Here is a 15,708-nt window from a genome sequence, read left to right on the forward strand (position 1 = left end):
CCACGGCTACTCCAACTCCTTCCTGCTCCCATTGCGGTCTATCACCGCCATGCGGGCCCCCTCAATCAGCAACCCCTGGTGCCGCCCCTCATGCTGGTCCACATCCACGCCAATTACCTTTCCTTCAAAACGCGTCACAATAGTGGTATCCATGATGGTATGCCCAACGATGATATGTTTGGCCTGGTATAAAGCCAGCGTACTGTCTACCGTAGCGCTGGTGGCTTTGGGATCGTAAAAGTAACCGCGGTACCAGAAAGGCCCCCGACTGTCAAACAGCAGTTGCAGCGAATCCGGAATTTGCTTACGGGGCACGCCCAGGTACTGCCGGCAATTTTCGTTGATGCGTTGGAGTGACCACTGCTTCCCTGTCAATTCCGGGGACGCGCCGGCGTGCATCACCAGCAGGTCGCCAATCTTCTCGATGACGTTTTTACTCCGCAGCCATCTGCCCAGTTCGGAGTCCGTACCAAATACCTGCCGCAGCTCTTTTCCCATCAGCCAGGCGTATTTGAAATAACGCGCATCAGTGTAGCGGTAGTCGCCCGCCAGCTGCATTACATCATGATTGCCCAGTATCACATGCACCGCGCCACCAGCGGCGGCGGCTTTATCCTCCAAGCTGTACAACAGCCAAAGCCAGGGCAGTACGGCGGTTCCGCGGTCAAACAAGTCGCCGGCAATAATCAGCTTGCCCTTGCCGAAGGTCCAGTTAAACTGCCGGTCTATTACGCCTGCCGCCAGCAACAAGTCTCTCCCCGCGTCAAATTCCCCTTCGATGTCGGAAAGCACAAACATCCTGCTGGCAGCGGGGCTCTCGTTGGGAGGAGTAGTAATTTTTTGTTTCAGGGAGATGGAAAAGCCGTTGACGGGCAGTTCCGGCGGCGACTGTAACGCATAAACTTTGCTGTCTGCCGTAGCCAAATCGTCTTTCTGATAGATAGTTTTCACCAGGAGGGAATCGTTCCGGTAAAAAACATAAGGCCCGTCCGCATACTGCTGGGCGTGGGTGAGCAATGGGCAAAGCCATAGTAACAGCGATAGTTTGAAGGTATTCATGGTGTATGTTAGGGTGAAAAAAAGTGAGGGACTGTGAAGATAAGGACTCTTCACCAAAATAAAAACTCCCGGCTGCCGGCAGGCAACCAGGAGTGTGCTGGTATTGTAGGCAAAAAATTACAAAGCGCCTTCCGGCCAAACGCTGGCCTGCACTTCGGCAATATGTTTTTGCTGCAGGAGCAGCATGCACAGGCGCGACTGCCCGATGCCGCCGCCCATGGAAAGCGGGTAGGCGCTGTTCAGTACGCTGGCATGGAAATCCAGCTGGGCGCGCTCTTCGCAGCGGCGGATCGCGAGTTGTTTTTTCAATGCCGCAGCATCCACGCGGATGCCCATGGAAGAGATTTCCAGCGCGCTGTTAAGCGCAGGGTTCCAGATGATGAGGTCCCCGTTGAGGCCCGTATAGCCGTCCTCGTTAGGAGTACTCCAGTCGTCGTAGTCCGGCGCCCGGTCATCGTGCACCTGGCTGTTGCTCAGCGCAGCGCCAATGCCCATAATGAATACGGCGCCATACTGTTTGGTAATTTCGTTTTCTCTTTCTTTGGGAGAGAGATGGGGGTATTGGGCGAGCAATGCCTCGCTGTGGATGAAATGTACATTTTCAGGTAGCGCTAACCTTTGCTCCTGCTGGTCCGCCAGCATGTCGTTCGTAGCTTTTACGGCGCTGTAAATTGCGTTGACGGTGGATTGCAGGTAGGCGATGGACCTGTCCTGCTGGCCGATGCGCTTTTCCCAGTCCCACTGATCCACGAAAAAGCTGTGGATGGGCGAAATCACTTCATCCGCCCGGATGGCCCGCATATCGGTAACAATACCGTGCCCTGGCTGGATTTCCAGCTCGTGGAGGCGCATGCGTTTCCATTTGGCGAGGGATTGTACGATTTCCACAGGAGTATTGACGCCGTTAAGATTAAATTTCACCGGCCTTTCGATGCCGTTGAGGTCATCGTTCAAACCCGTTCCTGCTTTTACAAATAGGGGCGCCGTTACCTTCACGAGGGAAAGTTGCTGGCAGAGTTGCTGGGCGAAGTGATCCTTGATCTTCGCAATAAGCTCTTCTTTGACGAGCAATGCACTTTTTGCTGTTTTGGCGGTCGATTGCATAAAATCTATTTACCTATATATTGATTCAGTTTGAAAATTTCGCATAAAACACACGAAATACAATACGAATTTCAATAATTAAGTTGATTAAATGAAATTATTTCAATCAAATAGGATAATTTTTAACAATTTGAACAAAAATAGTCTGGTTTATGACAAAATACGTAAACAAACCGGCTTTTTTTAGACAAAACCATTTTTAAAACGCGCAAATTTCATCACATTACTGCAGCCAGTGTTGCGGGGGAATGGTTAAATTTAACGGCATGATATTACCTTTCGAACCATATAACCACGAGTGGAAGCTCACTTACAGCAACCTTCAAAAAGAATTGGCCCAGGCCCTGGCCTCCCTGCGGCCGGTGATCTCCCACATCGGCAGCACCAGCATCGAAGGCCTTTCCGCCAAACCAATCATCGATATCCTCATTGGCTTGCAGGAGGAATCGCACCTGGATAAGATTCCGGCCCTGCTGATGGCAAAAAACTACCTCTACTATTCCAAATACAATGAACTCATGCCTTACCGCCGGTACTTCATCAAACTGAAAGTACCGCCCAAAAGCTTATCGCTGCCTTTGGAGCTGACCGTAAACGACGCTATTCCCCCCATCCTGCACGATCATCATTACCGGCTGGCGCATATCCACGCCATCCCGCTCTCCTCGCCCCACTGGACCCGCCACATCGCTTTCCGCGATTATGTGCGCGCCCACCCCGCCGTTAAGGCAGAATACCAGCAGTTGAAAACCGAACTGGTAAAGCAGGAATGGAAAGATGGCATCGATTATAACGACGCGAAAGACGCTTTCATGAAAAGGACGGAGAAAGCGGCCGTGGAATGGTACAGCCAACAACATAAATAGCTATTTTTGGCCCGCAAACAACTGCAGCTAAACATATACGGAATGAAAGCACAACTGACCTCCCTGTTGGAAAAATTAAAAGCGAATGAGATCAGCTTCAAGGAAGTGATTGAATTTATCGAAACTTATTACCAGCATCAGCCTACCGCCTTTAAAAACGGCGGGGCATACAACGAGGCGACCCAAAACCAGGGCAGCGCCAAAGTATTCTCCTTTGCACAGCAAAACCAACTGAGCAAGGAAGATACCCTGCATCTCTTTGCGGAACACTACCAGGCAGTGTTAAACACGCCGGACGCAACGGATCATCAGAACATCCGCCAGTTTATGCAACACGGCTGGGATGGCATCCGCTTCGAAGGCCAGGCCCTCACAGCGAAATAAATACATGCAGCCCCGTTAATCAACTAACGGGGCTTTTTATTTTTATACCATTCAGTTAAAGGATCGCCGGTAGGCCAGTGGCGAGGTATTCGTTTTCTTTTTGAAGAACCGGTTGAACGACTGCGAATGTTCAAACCCAAGGCTCCACGCAATTTCACCCACGCTGAGGTTACTGGTGGATAAAGCTTCCTTCGCCTTTGCAATCACCCGTTCATGAATATGCTGTTGCGCATTCTGCCCCGTCAGGTGGCGCAGCATATCGCTGAGGTAATGCGGCGAGAGGTGCAGCTGCTCCGCCAGGTATTGCACGGTAGGCAGCCCCTGCGTCAATGCCAGGGAGTTAGCGAAATAGGCGTCCAGCACGGATTCCAGCTTAGCCAGCAAATCGTGGTTCACAGCTTTGCGCGTGGTAAACTGCCGCTTGTAAAAGCGCCTGCTGTACGTCAGCAATAATTCAATCTGCGAAATGATTACATCCTGGCTGAAGTCATCAATCCGCTCTTCCAGTTCCGCTTCAATGCTGTTGAAAATGCCCACTACGGCGTCCTTCTCCCTGGCGGACAAATGCAGCGCTTCGTTGGCCGCATAGGAAAAGAAATCGTATTGCCTGATTTTCGCAGCCAGCGGATAAGATTGTAAAAAATCAGGATGCAGGAAGAGATTAATACCCTCGTACGCATCGGCGTCATCAGCCACGGTCAGCACCTGGTTGGCGGCAACAAATACCATCCCGCCTTCGTCGAAATCGTAATACCCTTGCCCGTAGCGGATTTTCCCCTTCAGGTCGTTCAGGAAGGAAATTTTATAGAACCCCAGTAACAACGATGCCGGGAAGGTTTCTTTTATCAGCTGCACGTCGCAGTTATGCACCACGCTTACCAGCGGATGCTGCGGCTTAGGCAGCCCCAACATGCGGTGCAATGCGGCGATGGACTCCACCCGGTGCGGTGCGGCTACTGGCTTCTTCATCACTCAATTTAAAGGTTTTCGCTGAAAAATTCCCCGAGCTTTTCCACGGCTGCATCCACGTGCGGTTGCTTGTAATACAGCTCCACGTGCGTCGCGCCGTCAATGATATGATGCGTCTTGGGCGCTTTGGCGGCGGCAATCGCCGCTTCCGTCATCCACGCCGTCACCGCTTCCGAACCGGTGATCATCAGCAGTGGCCGCGGCGCAATTAAATCTGCAAAGCGGAATGCATCAAAACCTGCGATAAGCTCCACGCTTTTCCACTGAAACGCTTTGGCAGAGCGGGGATGCTGCCCCTGGTCCGTACAGTAATATTTCCAGCCTTCGTACACATGCAGGCCCATAGCCCTGGCCTGTTCCTCCGCGGGAAAGAGGGGGAATGCGCCCGGTTCGGCCCCGCGCGCTACTGCAAGCCGGTCCGCAGCGGCCATATCCAGCATTCCCATGATCACGTCCGGACTTTGCCGGCCATCGCCGCCGTTGCGGAACTGCCGGCCTATATCCGCAGCGCTTACCGCGCCCACGGCCTTTATCCGGTGATCGGTGGCGGCGGCAGCTACGGCATAACCGCCGGACGCGCAGATGCCCAGCACGCCAATCCTTTCCGGATCCGCTGCCGGCAATGCCTGCAAACAGGAAACCGCCGCCCTGATGTCTTCCACCCGTTGCGCAGGGTCCTCCAGTCCGCGCGGGAAGCCGCCGCTGGCGCCCTGGTACGCAGCGTCATATGCTAAAGTGATGAAGCCTTTTTCCGCCAGTAATTGCGCGTATAACCCTGCAGTCTGTTCTTTCACGGCGGTGCCGGGGTGCCCCACTACCAGCGCGCCGCCGGCCGGCGTTTCCGGCAGGTACAGGTGGGCGGCCAATGTGATACCGTTGCTCAGGAAGCTTACTGCTTGTTTGGTTGTTTTCATGTTTTTTGATCTGTTTTGTTGGATACAAAATTGGGGGGATGGGGGGAGAAAGATGTAGCCGTACTACGGGGAAGTGTAGCGTAAATGAATAATTGTCCGCCGCCTTATGCCATGCAGGACGGTGCTGCAAAAGGAAAGGGCGTTCCTTAGGGCATTTCGCACAGGGCAAATGCAGCGGCATAAAAAAAGGGTGTTTCCCGGAATGGAAAACACCCTTTGCTGGTGGAGCTGACGGGAATCGAACCCGTGTCCAAACATATCCTTCAAAAGCTTTCTACATGCTTATTTGTGCATTGGTTTGTCGGGACTCGGCAGGGGCACAACAAACCAACCTCGTCCTTATCCGTTTAGCTTCAGCGCTCACTCACGGAAACCATGAACGCCTATCCCTATGGGTTTGATGATTCAGCGGCGGGAGTCGCATAAGGCGACAACTCCAGGCGGCTATAATGGGTGTCTAATCTCTGATTAGGCAGCCATGGCGTAGTTAGATTCGCCATTTAAAGTTTGAATATTCAGATTAACGTGCTAATTATCCAACGCACGGCATGCTTACACTCTCAAAGATCTACGCTGTCTAAACCAGGCAGCCCCGGGTTTATTGGAATGCAAATATACGACTTTTTTGAGAAGTAACACGAAAACCAAAATAAATACCTGGTTTTCAGGGGGTAGTACCTGGCAGTAGCGGGGTGGCCGTTCCCGTCCACCGTTAGGTGCGCCTGGGGAACTGAAGGCCCCGAAGCCGCAATGCCGGCGCCCTGTGGCGCCGGCATTGCGAACATTATTTTTCCCCTAAAAAATTTATTTACCGAAAATTCCCCTCCAGATATCCAGTCCGTTAGCGAACAACAGTAATCCCAGGAGTATCACCATCCCTACGATCTGTGCGTATTCCAGGAACTTCTCGCTCGGCTTGCGGCCGGTGATGATCTCGTACAGCAGGAAGAGCACGTGACCGCCGTCCAGCGCCGGGATCGGCAGGATGTTCATGAACGCCAGGATGATGGACAGGAAGGCTGTCAGCTGCCAGAAATCCAGCCAGTTCCACTGGTCAGGGAAGAGTTTGGCAATGCTGCCAAAACCGCCGAGGGATTCGGTTACTTTCACTTCCTTGGAAACGAAGAGTAAGCGCAGCTGCAATACGTAAGAGTTCAGCTTGTCCACACCCATTTTTATGCCGGCCGGGATCGACTGGAAGAAGGTATATGGCGTGGTCACCGCCTTGTAAGGCAGTACGTTCAGCTTGCCGGTGGTATCCAGTACCGGGTGCAGCATCACGGTGTCCGCACCTCTCAGCACCTGCAGGTTGATCGTTTCGCTTTTATGCTGCTTCATTTCAGCCATGAACGATTTCACGTTGGGCGTAGGTACCCCGTTCACGGCCAGCATGCGGTCCTCCGGCTTCAGACCGGCTTTGGCGCCGGCGCCATCTTCCAGGATATGACGCGCTACATAAGGCACCGTGTCAGGCATGTACGGCGCAATGAAAGAACCGCCGCCTTTCATGATGCCCATCACCCGGCGGATAAATCCATCCGGGATGTTCACATTCACGGCCTGTCCGTTTCTGTCTACCTGGATGGTTTTGCTGCCATGCAGGATCATATACACAGGAATTTTTTCAAACTCCTTTACTTCCTTGTTGTCGATGGATACGATCTTATCGCCATCCTGCAGGCCGATGCTCTTGCCGAGGGAATCCACCTGGATACCGTATGGCAGGTCCTTCACGGGCATATAGGTATAGCCGTTGGACCAGAGGATCATGGCATAGATGAAGAACGCGAGGAGGATATTTACGGTCACACCGCCAATCATGATGATCAGGCGCTGCCAGGCCGGCTTGGCTCTAAACTCCCATGGCTGCGGGGGTTTGGCCATCTGCTCCTTATCCATGCTTTCGTCGATCATACCGGATATTTTCACGTAACCGCCCAATGGCAGCCATCCGATACCGTATTCGGTTTCGCCTTTTTTGATTTTGAAGAGAGAAAACCAGGGGTCGAAGAACAGGTAGAATTTTTCTACGCGTGTTTTGAACAACTTGGCAGGGATAAAGTGGCCTAACTCATGCAGTACCACCAGTATAGAGAGCGACAGTATAAGCTGTCCGCCCTTCACCAATATTAGCTCTAATGTCATTTAATTAATTTCTGCTTTTATTCTGCCTGTTAAGATATCCGATTTGCCAGATATAATGGCAAAATGTGTTGTTAATTTTTGGATGCGGTTAGATTACAATAGAATTTATTAAAGAGGCCGCGTGCTCCCTGGCAGCGTTATCACATTCGTAATAATCATTCAGGGTTGGCTTTTCCACAAACGGTATTTTAGCCATGGTCTCTTCAATCACTTCTGTCATCTGCAGGAATCCGATCCTGTTTTTCAGGAAGGCGTTCACTACTTCTTCATTGGCCGCATTCATGACGCAGGCAGCGTTTCCGCCTTTGTACATCGCTTCCATGGCGATGGCAAGGTTACGGAAAGTTTTGGTATCCGGCTGTTCAAATGTGAGGGACGGATAGTTCCTGAAGCTAAACCGCGGGAAATCGTTAGGCAGCCTGTCCGGGAAGCCCAGTGCATATTGGATGGGCAGTTTCATATCCGGCAGGCCCATCTGCGCTTTCAGGGAGCCGTCCACGAACTGTACCATGGAGTGAATAATGGATTGCGGATGGATCACTACTTCAATGTCTTCCGGCTTCAGGCCAAACAGCCACCTGGCTTCGATCATCTCCAGCCCTTTGTTCATGAGGGTGGCGGAGTCGATCGTGATCTTGGCGCCCATGCTCCAGTTAGGATGCTGCAGGGCGTGATCCTTTTTCACATTGATGAGGAAATTCGGCTTCTTCCCGAGGAAAGGCCCGCCGGAAGCCGTGAGGATCACTTTTTCCAGTTTGGACATCGGCTCGCCGAGTAGGCACTGGAAGATGGCGGAATGTTCGGAATCCACGGGGATGATGGGCACGTTCTTGCGCGCAGCCGCGGCCATTACGATGTCGCCCGCGCATACGAGGGTTTCCTTATTGGCCAGGGCCACGGGAATGCCCTGCTCGATGGCTGCCATGGTAGGCGCAAGCCCTGCAAAGCCCATGATGGCCGCCAGCATCATATCGATAGAGTTCCAGGAGGCTACTTCCACCATTGATTTAGCGCCGGCAAATACTTTTATCCCTTTGTCGAATAATACGTCTTTTACCTGCTTGTATTTCTCTTCGTTTCCGATGACTACAGCATTAGGTTTGAATTTCAGCGCCTGTTCAATGAGCAGGTCCGCGTTGTTCTGTGCGGTCAGTACTTCCACACAAAATCTGTCGGGATGTGCCGCTATCACATCCAGTGCCTGAATGCCAATAGATCCTGTGGACCCGAAGATGGCAATTTTACGTTTGTTCATTACGGTTATTTACATTTTTACAGGTTACAAAAAATGAATGAACAGCCGCAGGATATGCTCCTGCAGCTGCTATGTATAAAGTCCTTTCAGGATACTATCATTGTAAATATTGGGTCAGTTCGTCTGCCAGCTTCCGGTCATTGCTCAGTCGTGGAACTTTGTTTTGTCCTCCGAGCTTACCTACTGATTTCATATAATCGATAAAGCCCTGGCGGCGTACCGGCCTGATTTTCAGCGGTTGCAGGATATTTCCGGACAAGAGGTCGTTATAGTAGATATTTTTCTGACGCATGTTTTCATCTACCTTTCTGGCGAAGGCCTCCAGGTTAGCCGGCATATTTTCAAACTCTACAAACCATTCGTGATAAGGCAGTTCCCCATCCGTCTGGACCTTTGGCGCTACGGTAAACTCGGTGATGTGCAGGTTTTCCTCCTGCGCCGCCTTCATGAGGCTGTACTCCACTTCCTCCCCGATCACATGTTCTCCAAACGCAGAAATGAAGTGTTTAATACGTCCGGTCACCAGAATTTTATACGGATTGGTGGAAATAAACTTGATCGTATCCCCGATGTTGTACCCCCACAAGCCGGCATTATTGTTAATAATGAGGGCGTAATTTACGCCAACCTGTACATCTTTGAGCGAGAGCCGGGTAGGATTTTCGTTAAAGATCTCCCCTGCCGGGATGAACTCGTAATAGATGCCGGAGTTGGTGTTGAGCAGCAGCCCTTCCTGTTCCTGGGAATCCTGGAAGGCGAAAAAGCCTTCGGATGCCGGGAAGGTTTCGATGGTGTGGATGGGCGCGCCGATGGAGGCCATCAGTTTAGCCCGGTAGGGTTCGAAATTCACCCCGCCATAGACCATCACATCAAAATTTTTAAATATTTCACGGATGCGTTTGCCGTTGGTACGCTCTATCAGGCGGTCGAAATACATCTGTACCCAAGGTGGTATGCCGCTGATGAGGGTCATATCCTGGTGGATGGTTTCCTCCACTATTTTGTCCAGCTTGGTTTCCCAGTCCTCAATGCAATTGGTTTCGTAAGACGGGAGCTGGTTGGTGCGCAAATAGCGCGGGATGTGGTGATTGACGATACCGCTGAGCCTGCCGGTAGGGATACCGCCTACCCTTTCCAGCTCGGGAGAGCCGGAGAGGAAGATCATCTTGCCATCCGCGAAGCGGCTGTTGCCGGTTTCGCCCATATAGTTCAGCAGCGCGTTGCGGGCCGTATCGATATGGTTGGAGATGGAATCCTTTGAGATCGGGATATATTTTACCCCGCTGGTAGTACCGGAGGTTTTTGCCAGATAAATGGGCTGCCCTTTCCAGAGGACGTTCTGTTTACCCTGCTTGATTCTTTCTATATAAGGTTTATACTGTTCGTAATCACGGATAGGGATTGCCTGTTTAAACTCATCATAATTATTAACAGCCTCCATTTTATGCTCCGCGCCGAACTCTGTTTTCCGTCCTGTTTTGATCAGCTCCTCCAGGATATGCTCCTGGTCTTCTACCGCCCTGGACATTTCCTTCTTTATCTTGCTATGGACGATAGAAGCAAATGGTTTGGCCAGCAGTGATTTAAACTTCATGCCACTTTATTTTATGATTGAAAGATTGGACATCTATTATATTATAGTGTAAACGACAAATGTATATAAAAATGCGTTGCCTTTTGCAGTAAAAAAGATGTTTTAAAGAATGGTAAGAAAATGTTAAAAAAATCTAAAATTCAGGAAAGTACGTATCTTTGAAAAGATTAAGTTTTATTGGGTTGAATACATTATTTTACGCATTGGAATTAAAAAATGCAGGAAAACTTTGTCAATTCAATAAACAAGTGTTACTTTTGCGGAAATTATATTTTGGATAATTATGTTTGCAGTTGTAAAAATCGCAGGTCAGCAATTTAAAGTACAAAAAGACCAGGAAATTTTTGTACAGCAGTTACAAGGAAATATCGGAGATAAAGTGGAGTTTTCTGATGTACTGTTGACAGATAACGCTGGTACGCTGGCTGTAGGTACTGATGTAAAATCAGTAGTAAAAGCAGAAATCTTAGGACATGTTCAGGGTGATAAAGTTATCGCTTTCAAGATGAAGAGAAGAAAAGGCTTCAGAAAGAAGATCGGTCACCGCACCCACTTCACTAAGATCAAAATCAATGAAATAGCTTAATTTTTGTACATTAAGCTGAACTTATTTTTTAGACAAAGTTTTTTAAAGTTATTATACAATGGCACATAAAAAAGGTGAAGGTAGTGTAAAGAACGGCCGTGACTCCCAAAGCAAAAGGCTGGGCGTTAAAATTTTCGGTGGTCAACCTGCTGTTTCTGGTAACATCATTGTTCGCCAGAGAGGTACTGTTTACCATCCAGGTTCAAATGTAGGCATTGGTAAAGATTTTACCATTTTCGCAGTTGCAGACGGTGTTGTAGAATTCAGAAAAGGTCGCGAAAACAAAACCTACGTTTCTGTTAAAGCATTTGACACCACTGCTCAGGCTGAAGCCTAATCAGTGTTTGCCATAAAGTTTTTTTATACCCAATTATTTTTTACTAACCCAAATTCAAAAAACAATGGCAACAATTAAAAAAGCCGCTGCTAAAAAAGCTGCGCCTAAAAAAGCTGCGGCTAAGAAAGCTGCTCCTAAAAAGAAAGCTGCTGCTAAAAAAGCTGCTGCTCCTAAAAAGAAAGCTGCTGCTAAGAAAGCCGCTCCTAAAAAAGCTGCTGCTAAGAAAGCTGCTCCTAAAAAAGCCGCTGCTAAGAAAGCTGCTCCTAAAAAAGCTGCTGCTAAGAAAGCTGCTCCTAAAAAGAAAGCTGCTGCTAAGAAAGCTGCTCCTAAAAAAGCCGCTGCTAAGAAAGCTGCTCCTAAAAAAGCTGCTGCTAAGAAAGCCGCTCCTAAAAAGAAAGCTGCTGCTCCTAAAAAGAAAGCCGCTCCTAAGAAGAAAGCCGCTGCTCCAGCACCAGCTGCAGCTCCAGCAAATCCAGCTAACTAAGACCGGATTTACAAAATGTAGTTATAAGGGTTCTGATGACAACATCAGAACCTTTTTCTTTTAGCAATATTACATAACCGCAGCTGCCCCCATTCCTTCCAGGTAATTAACCGCACCTCCACCCGGCTCCATATCCCCCTCCTATCCCAACTCCAACCCTCTTTTGCCCCTTTGCCCCTTATGCCCCTCTGCGAGAAACCATCCGCCCCACCAGAAAAAATTCCCTAATTTTATTGCATGGACAATTACGCAATAGCCGACAACTTCGCCCTGCTCTCCAAACTCATGGATATCCACGGCGAAAACAGTTTCAAAGCAAAATCATTTGCATCAGCAGCATTTACCATAGAAAAATTACCCGTTCAACTGAAGGATACTCCTCCCGAACAGATATTCAAAATCAAAGGTATCGGCGAATCCACCGGGAAAGCCATCCTCGAAATGCTGGAAAAACAGCAGTTCGCCCTGCTGGACCACTACATCCAGGTGACGCCCCCCGGTATCCTCGAAATCATGAAAATAAAAGGCCTGGGCCCTAAAAAGATCGCCACCATCTGGAAAGAACTGGAAGTGGAATCCATGGGCGAACTCCTTTACGCCTGCAACGAAAACCGCCTCCTCCTCCTGAAAGGATTCGGCCAAAAAACGCAGGAAAACGTTAAACAGAACATAGAATTCTACCTTTCCAATAAACACCGCTTCCTCTACGCAGAAGTGGAAAAAATCGGGAAAGACCTCGAAAAACAGCTGCAAACCCTGTTTGCACCCGCTCCCGTGAGCCTGACCGGGGCCTTCCGCCGCAACGCCGTTATCATCGACGAAATAGAACTCCTGATCGCCGCCTCCACCAACAACATCCGGGAACAACTCTCGCTGCTCCCCGGCTTCCACCTCGAAGCCAGCAACGATACCCACCTGGTATGGACCAACGAAGAGAAAGTAAAAGTAATCACCCACTCCTGCATGCAGGCGGAATTCTATTCCCAACTCTTCCTCACCACCGGCTCGCCGGCATTTATCGATAAATTCAACGTCTACGGCGGCCATACCGCCATCGCAGGCGCCGCCAGCGAAGAGGAGATCTTCAGCAAAGCGGATATGGACTATATCCCGCCCTTCCTGCGCGAAGGCATCAACGAAATTGAACAGGCCCGCAACCGCCAGCTGCCCCAACTCATTCAGCCCACCGATATCAAAGGCATCATCCACTCCCACAGCCAGTGGAGCGATGGCCTCAACACCCTGGAAGAAATGGCCACCGCCGCGCGTAAACAAGGCTTTGAATACCTCGTCATCAGCGATCACTCCCGCTCCGCCTTCTACGCCAACGGCCTCGATGCGGAACGCGTACTCGCCCAGCAATCCCAGATCGATGAGCTGAATACCAAAATGGCGCCTTTCAAAATATTTAAAAGCATTGAAGCGGATATCCTCAACGATGGTAGCCTCGACTACCCGGATGAAATCCTCGCTACGTTCGACCTCGTCATCGCTTCCGTACACTCCACGCTGAAAATGACGGAGGAAAAAGCCATGGCGCGGCTTCTCAAGGCGATCGAAAATCCCTACACCACCATCCTCGGGCATATGACCGGCCGCCTCCTGCTGAGCCGTAACGGTTACCCCGTAGATCATAAAAAGATTATCGACGCCTGCGCCGCAAATAATGTGGTGATTGAACTGAACGCCCACCCGCGCCGCCTCGATATCGACTGGACCTGGCTGCACTATGCAATCGAAAAGAACGTCCTCATCTCCATCGATCCGGACGCCCACAGCATCGAAGGCTTCCACGATACCTATTACGGTACCCTGGCCGCCCAAAAAGGCGGAATAACGAAGGCAAACAATCTAAGCAGCTTCTCTGTTGAAATGCTGAATACCTTCCTCGCAGAACGGAAAAAACAGAAAAATCTGACCGCATGACATTATTGGCCCTGGCCGTAGCTCCGGGATTGGCAATTTCCCTGCTCATCTATGCACTCGACAAATACGATCGCGAGCCCGTGGGCCTGCTGCTGAAAAGCTTCCTGCTCGGAATGGCCAGCATTGTGCTGCCGCTGGCCTTCCAGGCCGTGGCATTGATGCTGGGCTTCCGGGAAAGCGGGGGCGGACTCCTGAATACCGCCTTCTTCGCATATTGCATCGTCGGCTTCTCCGAAGAAACGGCGAAGTTCCTCGTACTCTACCTCTACGCCTATCCCAAGAAAGCTTTCAACGAACCCTTTGATGGCATCGTGTATGCAGTGATGATAGGAATGGGCTTTGCCACCCTCGAAAACATTGCCTACGTGGGCCAATACGGCTTCGGAACGGGCGTGGCGCGTATGTTCCTCTCCGTGCCGGCACATGCGGCGTTTGCCGTGCTAATGGGCTATTACGCAGGCCTGGCAAAATTCGTCCCGCAAAAGAAACAGCACCTGCTCGGGAAAGGGCTCCTCGTAGCCATCTTCTTCCATGGCACGTACGATTTCTTCCTCTTTACCGGCAATAATATTTTCCTGCTGGGAGCGGCTATCATCACGCTGATCTACGCCATCCGGAATGCCATCCGGGCCATCCGGAAAGACAGGAACCTGTCGGAAAAACTCTACGACAATCATTACTTCCGCGAAGAGGATAACGGGGACCAGCGCTGAGCAACCATGCCATCTCTCCCCATAATTCAGTAATTTGAACTTTCAACGATAACCAGTTCCCATGAAATTAATATATGTTACCGACGCCCTCTGCGGATGGTGTTACGGTTTTACCCCGGTAGTACAACAACTGAAAGCAGCCCATCCCGAAATGGAAGTGGAAGTACTGTCCGGCGGTATGATCCTCGGCGCCAACCGCCGCCCATGGTCCGCCATGCAGGCCTATATCCAGCAGGCGCATACCTCCGTGGAAGAAATGACAGGCGTAAAATTCGGGGACGCTTTCCTCCACAAACTGCTGGCCTCCGATGAACGGATGGATTCGGAAAAACCCGCAGTGGCCATCACTGTATTCAAACAATACCTGCCCGAAAAAGCGCTGGATTTCGTGCACGATATACAGGTAGCCCTCAACTACGACGGGGAAAGCCTCAACGATGATGAAACCTACCGCCGCCTCGTGGAAAAATACAACCTGCCGGCAGAAGAGTTCCTCCAAAAAATGCAGGACGAGCAGTTCCGCTACGAAACGCAACAGGAGTTCCAGGTGGTGCAAAACTGGGGCATTACCGGGTTCCCCGCTGCCATACTGGACGTAAACGACCAGCTGTACCTTTGCGCCAGGGGATTTACCCCGATCGATCGCCTGCAGCAAACAATTGATAATATTCTCGCAGAAATAAACAGTAAAAAATAACATGCTTCAAGTACGCCCTGCCAACACTGCCGACATTAAGCTGATCCGTGAACTGGCCGCCAAAGTATGGCCGGTAACCTATCAGTCCATTCTAAGCCCTGAGCAACTCCAATTCATGATGCAAATGATGTACAGCGAAGAGGCCCTTGCGCAGCAAATGACCGAAAAACAACACCAGTTCCTCATCATGACCGATGACGGCCAACCGGTAGCCTATGCTTCCTACAGCACTACCGGTGATCCCACAGTATATAAACTGCATAAAATCTACCTCGACCCTGCCTGCCAGGGCAAAGGCGCCGGCAAATTCCTCATCAATACCATCGCTGATATCGTGAAGGAAAAAGGAGCGCATATCCTGGAACTGGATGTAAACCGCTTTAATAAAGCGCTTCATTTTTACGAAAAAGTGGGGTTTTCCGTCATAAAAGAGAAAAATACAGACATCGGCAACGGCTTCCTCATGGAAGATTACGTGATGCAACGATCATTGGTGTAACAACAAAAACAGCGGAAAATAAAAAAGCCCGGTAAGGATATACCAGGCTTATTCCCAAGTTAACCATTAAAAGACACAACTCTTTATTAAGTTTCTTACTCTCTTGATTTATTTGCAATTCAAAAAATGAAGGGTTCATTTTCCTATCGCTGTATGGATCTATGAGGTAACCACCA

At 50.1% G+C, this 15,708-nt stretch carries 16 protein-coding genes and 1 other RNA gene; 9 read left to right on the plus strand and 8 right to left on the minus strand.

The annotated features are described in order from the left end of the window. Positions 1–6: 6 nt before the first annotated feature. Together BOC67_RS19135 and asnA are read right to left on the minus strand one after the other, a co-directional pair. Entirely contained in the window at positions 7–1,059 is a 1,053-nt protein-coding gene (locus BOC67_RS19135; protein ID WP_291912477.1) for a metallophosphoesterase, read from the minus strand. Between the two features lie 117 nt (positions 1,060–1,176). Continuing rightward, the gene (gene asnA / locus BOC67_RS19140) at positions 1,177–2,163 is read right to left on the minus strand and encodes an aspartate--ammonia ligase (RefSeq protein WP_291912479.1); all 987 of its coding nucleotides are present in this window, start codon (positions 2,161–2,163) and stop codon (positions 1,177–1,179) included. A 266-nt stretch (positions 2,164–2,429) separates the two neighbouring features. Between asnA and BOC67_RS19145 the strand changes: the two genes are divergently transcribed. Then, positions 2,430–3,029, plus strand: a complete 600-nt coding sequence (locus BOC67_RS19145) for a GrpB family protein (RefSeq protein ID WP_291912481.1) — start codon at positions 2,430–2,432, stop codon at positions 3,027–3,029. A 42-nt stretch (positions 3,030–3,071) separates the two neighbouring features. Further along, positions 3,072–3,413, plus strand: a complete 342-nt coding sequence (locus tag BOC67_RS19150; RefSeq protein ID WP_291912483.1) for a HopJ type III effector protein — start codon at positions 3,072–3,074, stop codon at positions 3,411–3,413. A 51-nt stretch (positions 3,414–3,464) separates the two neighbouring features. On the opposite strand, the gene BOC67_RS19155 is transcribed toward BOC67_RS19150, so the two are convergent. The 6 genes from BOC67_RS19155 to BOC67_RS19180 all read right to left on the minus strand — a co-directional run bounded on the left by BOC67_RS19155 (position 3,465) and on the right by BOC67_RS19180 (position 10,290). After that, positions 3,465–4,382, minus strand: coding sequence for a helix-turn-helix transcriptional regulator (locus BOC67_RS19155; RefSeq protein ID WP_291912485.1), 918 nt, complete (start codon positions 4,380–4,382; stop codon positions 3,465–3,467). Positions 4,383–4,390: 8 nt separating this feature from the next. After that, positions 4,391–5,296, minus strand: a complete 906-nt coding sequence (locus tag BOC67_RS19160; RefSeq protein WP_291912488.1) for an alpha/beta hydrolase — start codon at positions 5,294–5,296, stop codon at positions 4,391–4,393. A gap of 220 nt (positions 5,297–5,516) precedes the next feature. Then, positions 5,517–5,890, minus strand: a transfer-messenger RNA (tmRNA) gene (ssrA, locus tag BOC67_RS19165). Positions 5,891–6,100: 210 nt separating this feature from the next. Then, entirely contained in the window at positions 6,101–7,441 is a 1,341-nt protein-coding gene (rseP, locus tag BOC67_RS19170) for an RIP metalloprotease RseP (protein ID WP_291912490.1), read from the minus strand. An 88-nt stretch (positions 7,442–7,529) separates the two neighbouring features. Next, entirely contained in the window at positions 7,530–8,696 is a 1,167-nt protein-coding gene (locus tag BOC67_RS19175) for a 1-deoxy-D-xylulose-5-phosphate reductoisomerase (protein WP_291912492.1), read from the minus strand. A gap of 97 nt (positions 8,697–8,793) precedes the next feature. Beyond that, positions 8,794–10,290 carry a GH3 auxin-responsive promoter family protein gene (locus BOC67_RS19180; protein WP_291912494.1) on the minus strand — a complete coding sequence of 499 codons (1,497 nt, stop codon included), beginning with the start codon at positions 10,288–10,290 and terminating at the stop codon, positions 8,794–8,796. Positions 10,291–10,573: 283 nt separating this feature from the next. On the opposite strand from BOC67_RS19180, the gene rplU reads away from it, so the two are divergent. The 7 genes from rplU (at position 10,574) to BOC67_RS19215 (ending at position 15,532) form a co-directional block, all read left to right on the plus strand. Continuing rightward, positions 10,574–10,876 carry a 50S ribosomal protein L21 gene (gene rplU / locus BOC67_RS19185; RefSeq protein ID WP_291912496.1) on the plus strand — a complete coding sequence of 101 codons (303 nt, stop codon included), beginning with the start codon at positions 10,574–10,576 and terminating at the stop codon, positions 10,874–10,876. 58 nt (positions 10,877–10,934) lie between these two features. After that, entirely contained in the window at positions 10,935–11,213 is a 279-nt protein-coding gene (rpmA, locus tag BOC67_RS19190) for a 50S ribosomal protein L27 (RefSeq protein ID WP_291912499.1), read from the plus strand. Positions 11,214–11,277: 64 nt separating this feature from the next. After that, positions 11,278–11,697, plus strand: a complete 420-nt coding sequence (locus BOC67_RS19195) for a histone H1-like repetitive region-containing protein (RefSeq protein ID WP_291912501.1) — start codon at positions 11,278–11,280, stop codon at positions 11,695–11,697. Between the two features lie 237 nt (positions 11,698–11,934). Further along, complete coding sequence (locus BOC67_RS19200) at positions 11,935–13,623, plus strand: helix-hairpin-helix domain-containing protein (protein ID WP_291912503.1); 1,689 nt, start codon at positions 11,935–11,937, stop codon at positions 13,621–13,623. Further along, a complete protein-coding gene (locus tag BOC67_RS19205) occupies positions 13,620–14,336 on the plus strand; it encodes a PrsW family glutamic-type intramembrane protease (RefSeq protein WP_291912505.1) in 717 nt (238 codons plus the stop codon). Before BOC67_RS19200 ends, BOC67_RS19205 begins: the two co-directional genes overlap by 4 nt. 61 nt (positions 14,337–14,397) lie before the next feature. Further along, positions 14,398–15,033: a DsbA family protein gene (locus tag BOC67_RS19210; RefSeq protein WP_291912507.1), complete on the plus strand. Its 636-nt coding sequence runs from the start codon at positions 14,398–14,400 to the stop codon at positions 15,031–15,033. A gap of 1 nt (position 15,034) precedes the next feature. After that, the gene (locus BOC67_RS19215; protein WP_291912508.1) at positions 15,035–15,532 is read left to right on the plus strand and encodes a GNAT family N-acetyltransferase; all 498 of its coding nucleotides are present in this window, start codon (positions 15,035–15,037) and stop codon (positions 15,530–15,532) included. Positions 15,533–15,708 lie beyond the last annotated feature (176 nt).

Source organism: Chitinophaga sp. CB10, from assembly GCA_001870995.2.
Lineage (GTDB): Bacteria > Bacteroidota > Bacteroidia > Chitinophagales > Chitinophagaceae > Chitinophaga.

Coding starts and splice junctions, on each gene's coding strand:
- rpmA (WP_291912499.1), top strand. CDS start 10,935: ATGGCACATAAAAAAGGTGAAGGTAGTGTAAAGAACGGCCGTGACTCC.
- BOC67_RS19160 (WP_291912488.1), bottom strand. CDS start 5,296: ATGAAAACAACCAAACAAGCAGTAAGCTTCCTGAGCAACGGTATCACA.
- BOC67_RS19215 (WP_291912508.1), top strand. CDS start 15,035: ATGCTTCAAGTACGCCCTGCCAACACTGCCGACATTAAGCTGATCCGT.
- BOC67_RS19155 (WP_291912485.1), bottom strand. CDS start 4,382: ATGAAGAAGCCAGTAGCCGCACCGCACCGGGTGGAGTCCATCGCCGCA.
- BOC67_RS19180 (WP_291912494.1), bottom strand. CDS start 10,290: ATGAAGTTTAAATCACTGCTGGCCAAACCATTTGCTTCTATCGTCCAT.
- BOC67_RS19175 (WP_291912492.1), bottom strand. CDS start 8,696: ATGAACAAACGTAAAATTGCCATCTTCGGGTCCACAGGATCTATTGGC.
- rplU (WP_291912496.1), top strand. CDS start 10,574: ATGTTTGCAGTTGTAAAAATCGCAGGTCAGCAATTTAAAGTACAAAAA.
- BOC67_RS19205 (WP_291912505.1), top strand. CDS start 13,620: ATGACATTATTGGCCCTGGCCGTAGCTCCGGGATTGGCAATTTCCCTG.
- asnA (WP_291912479.1), bottom strand. CDS start 2,163: ATGCAATCGACCGCCAAAACAGCAAAAAGTGCATTGCTCGTCAAAGAA.
- BOC67_RS19210 (WP_291912507.1), top strand. CDS start 14,398: ATGAAATTAATATATGTTACCGACGCCCTCTGCGGATGGTGTTACGGT.
- BOC67_RS19200 (WP_291912503.1), top strand. CDS start 11,935: ATGGACAATTACGCAATAGCCGACAACTTCGCCCTGCTCTCCAAACTC.
- BOC67_RS19135 (WP_291912477.1), bottom strand. CDS start 1,059: ATGAATACCTTCAAACTATCGCTGTTACTATGGCTTTGCCCATTGCTC.
- BOC67_RS19145 (WP_291912481.1), top strand. CDS start 2,430: ATGATATTACCTTTCGAACCATATAACCACGAGTGGAAGCTCACTTAC.
- rseP (WP_291912490.1), bottom strand. CDS start 7,441: ATGACATTAGAGCTAATATTGGTGAAGGGCGGACAGCTTATACTGTCG.
- BOC67_RS19195 (WP_291912501.1), top strand. CDS start 11,278: ATGGCAACAATTAAAAAAGCCGCTGCTAAAAAAGCTGCGCCTAAAAAA.
- BOC67_RS19150 (WP_291912483.1), top strand. CDS start 3,072: ATGAAAGCACAACTGACCTCCCTGTTGGAAAAATTAAAAGCGAATGAG.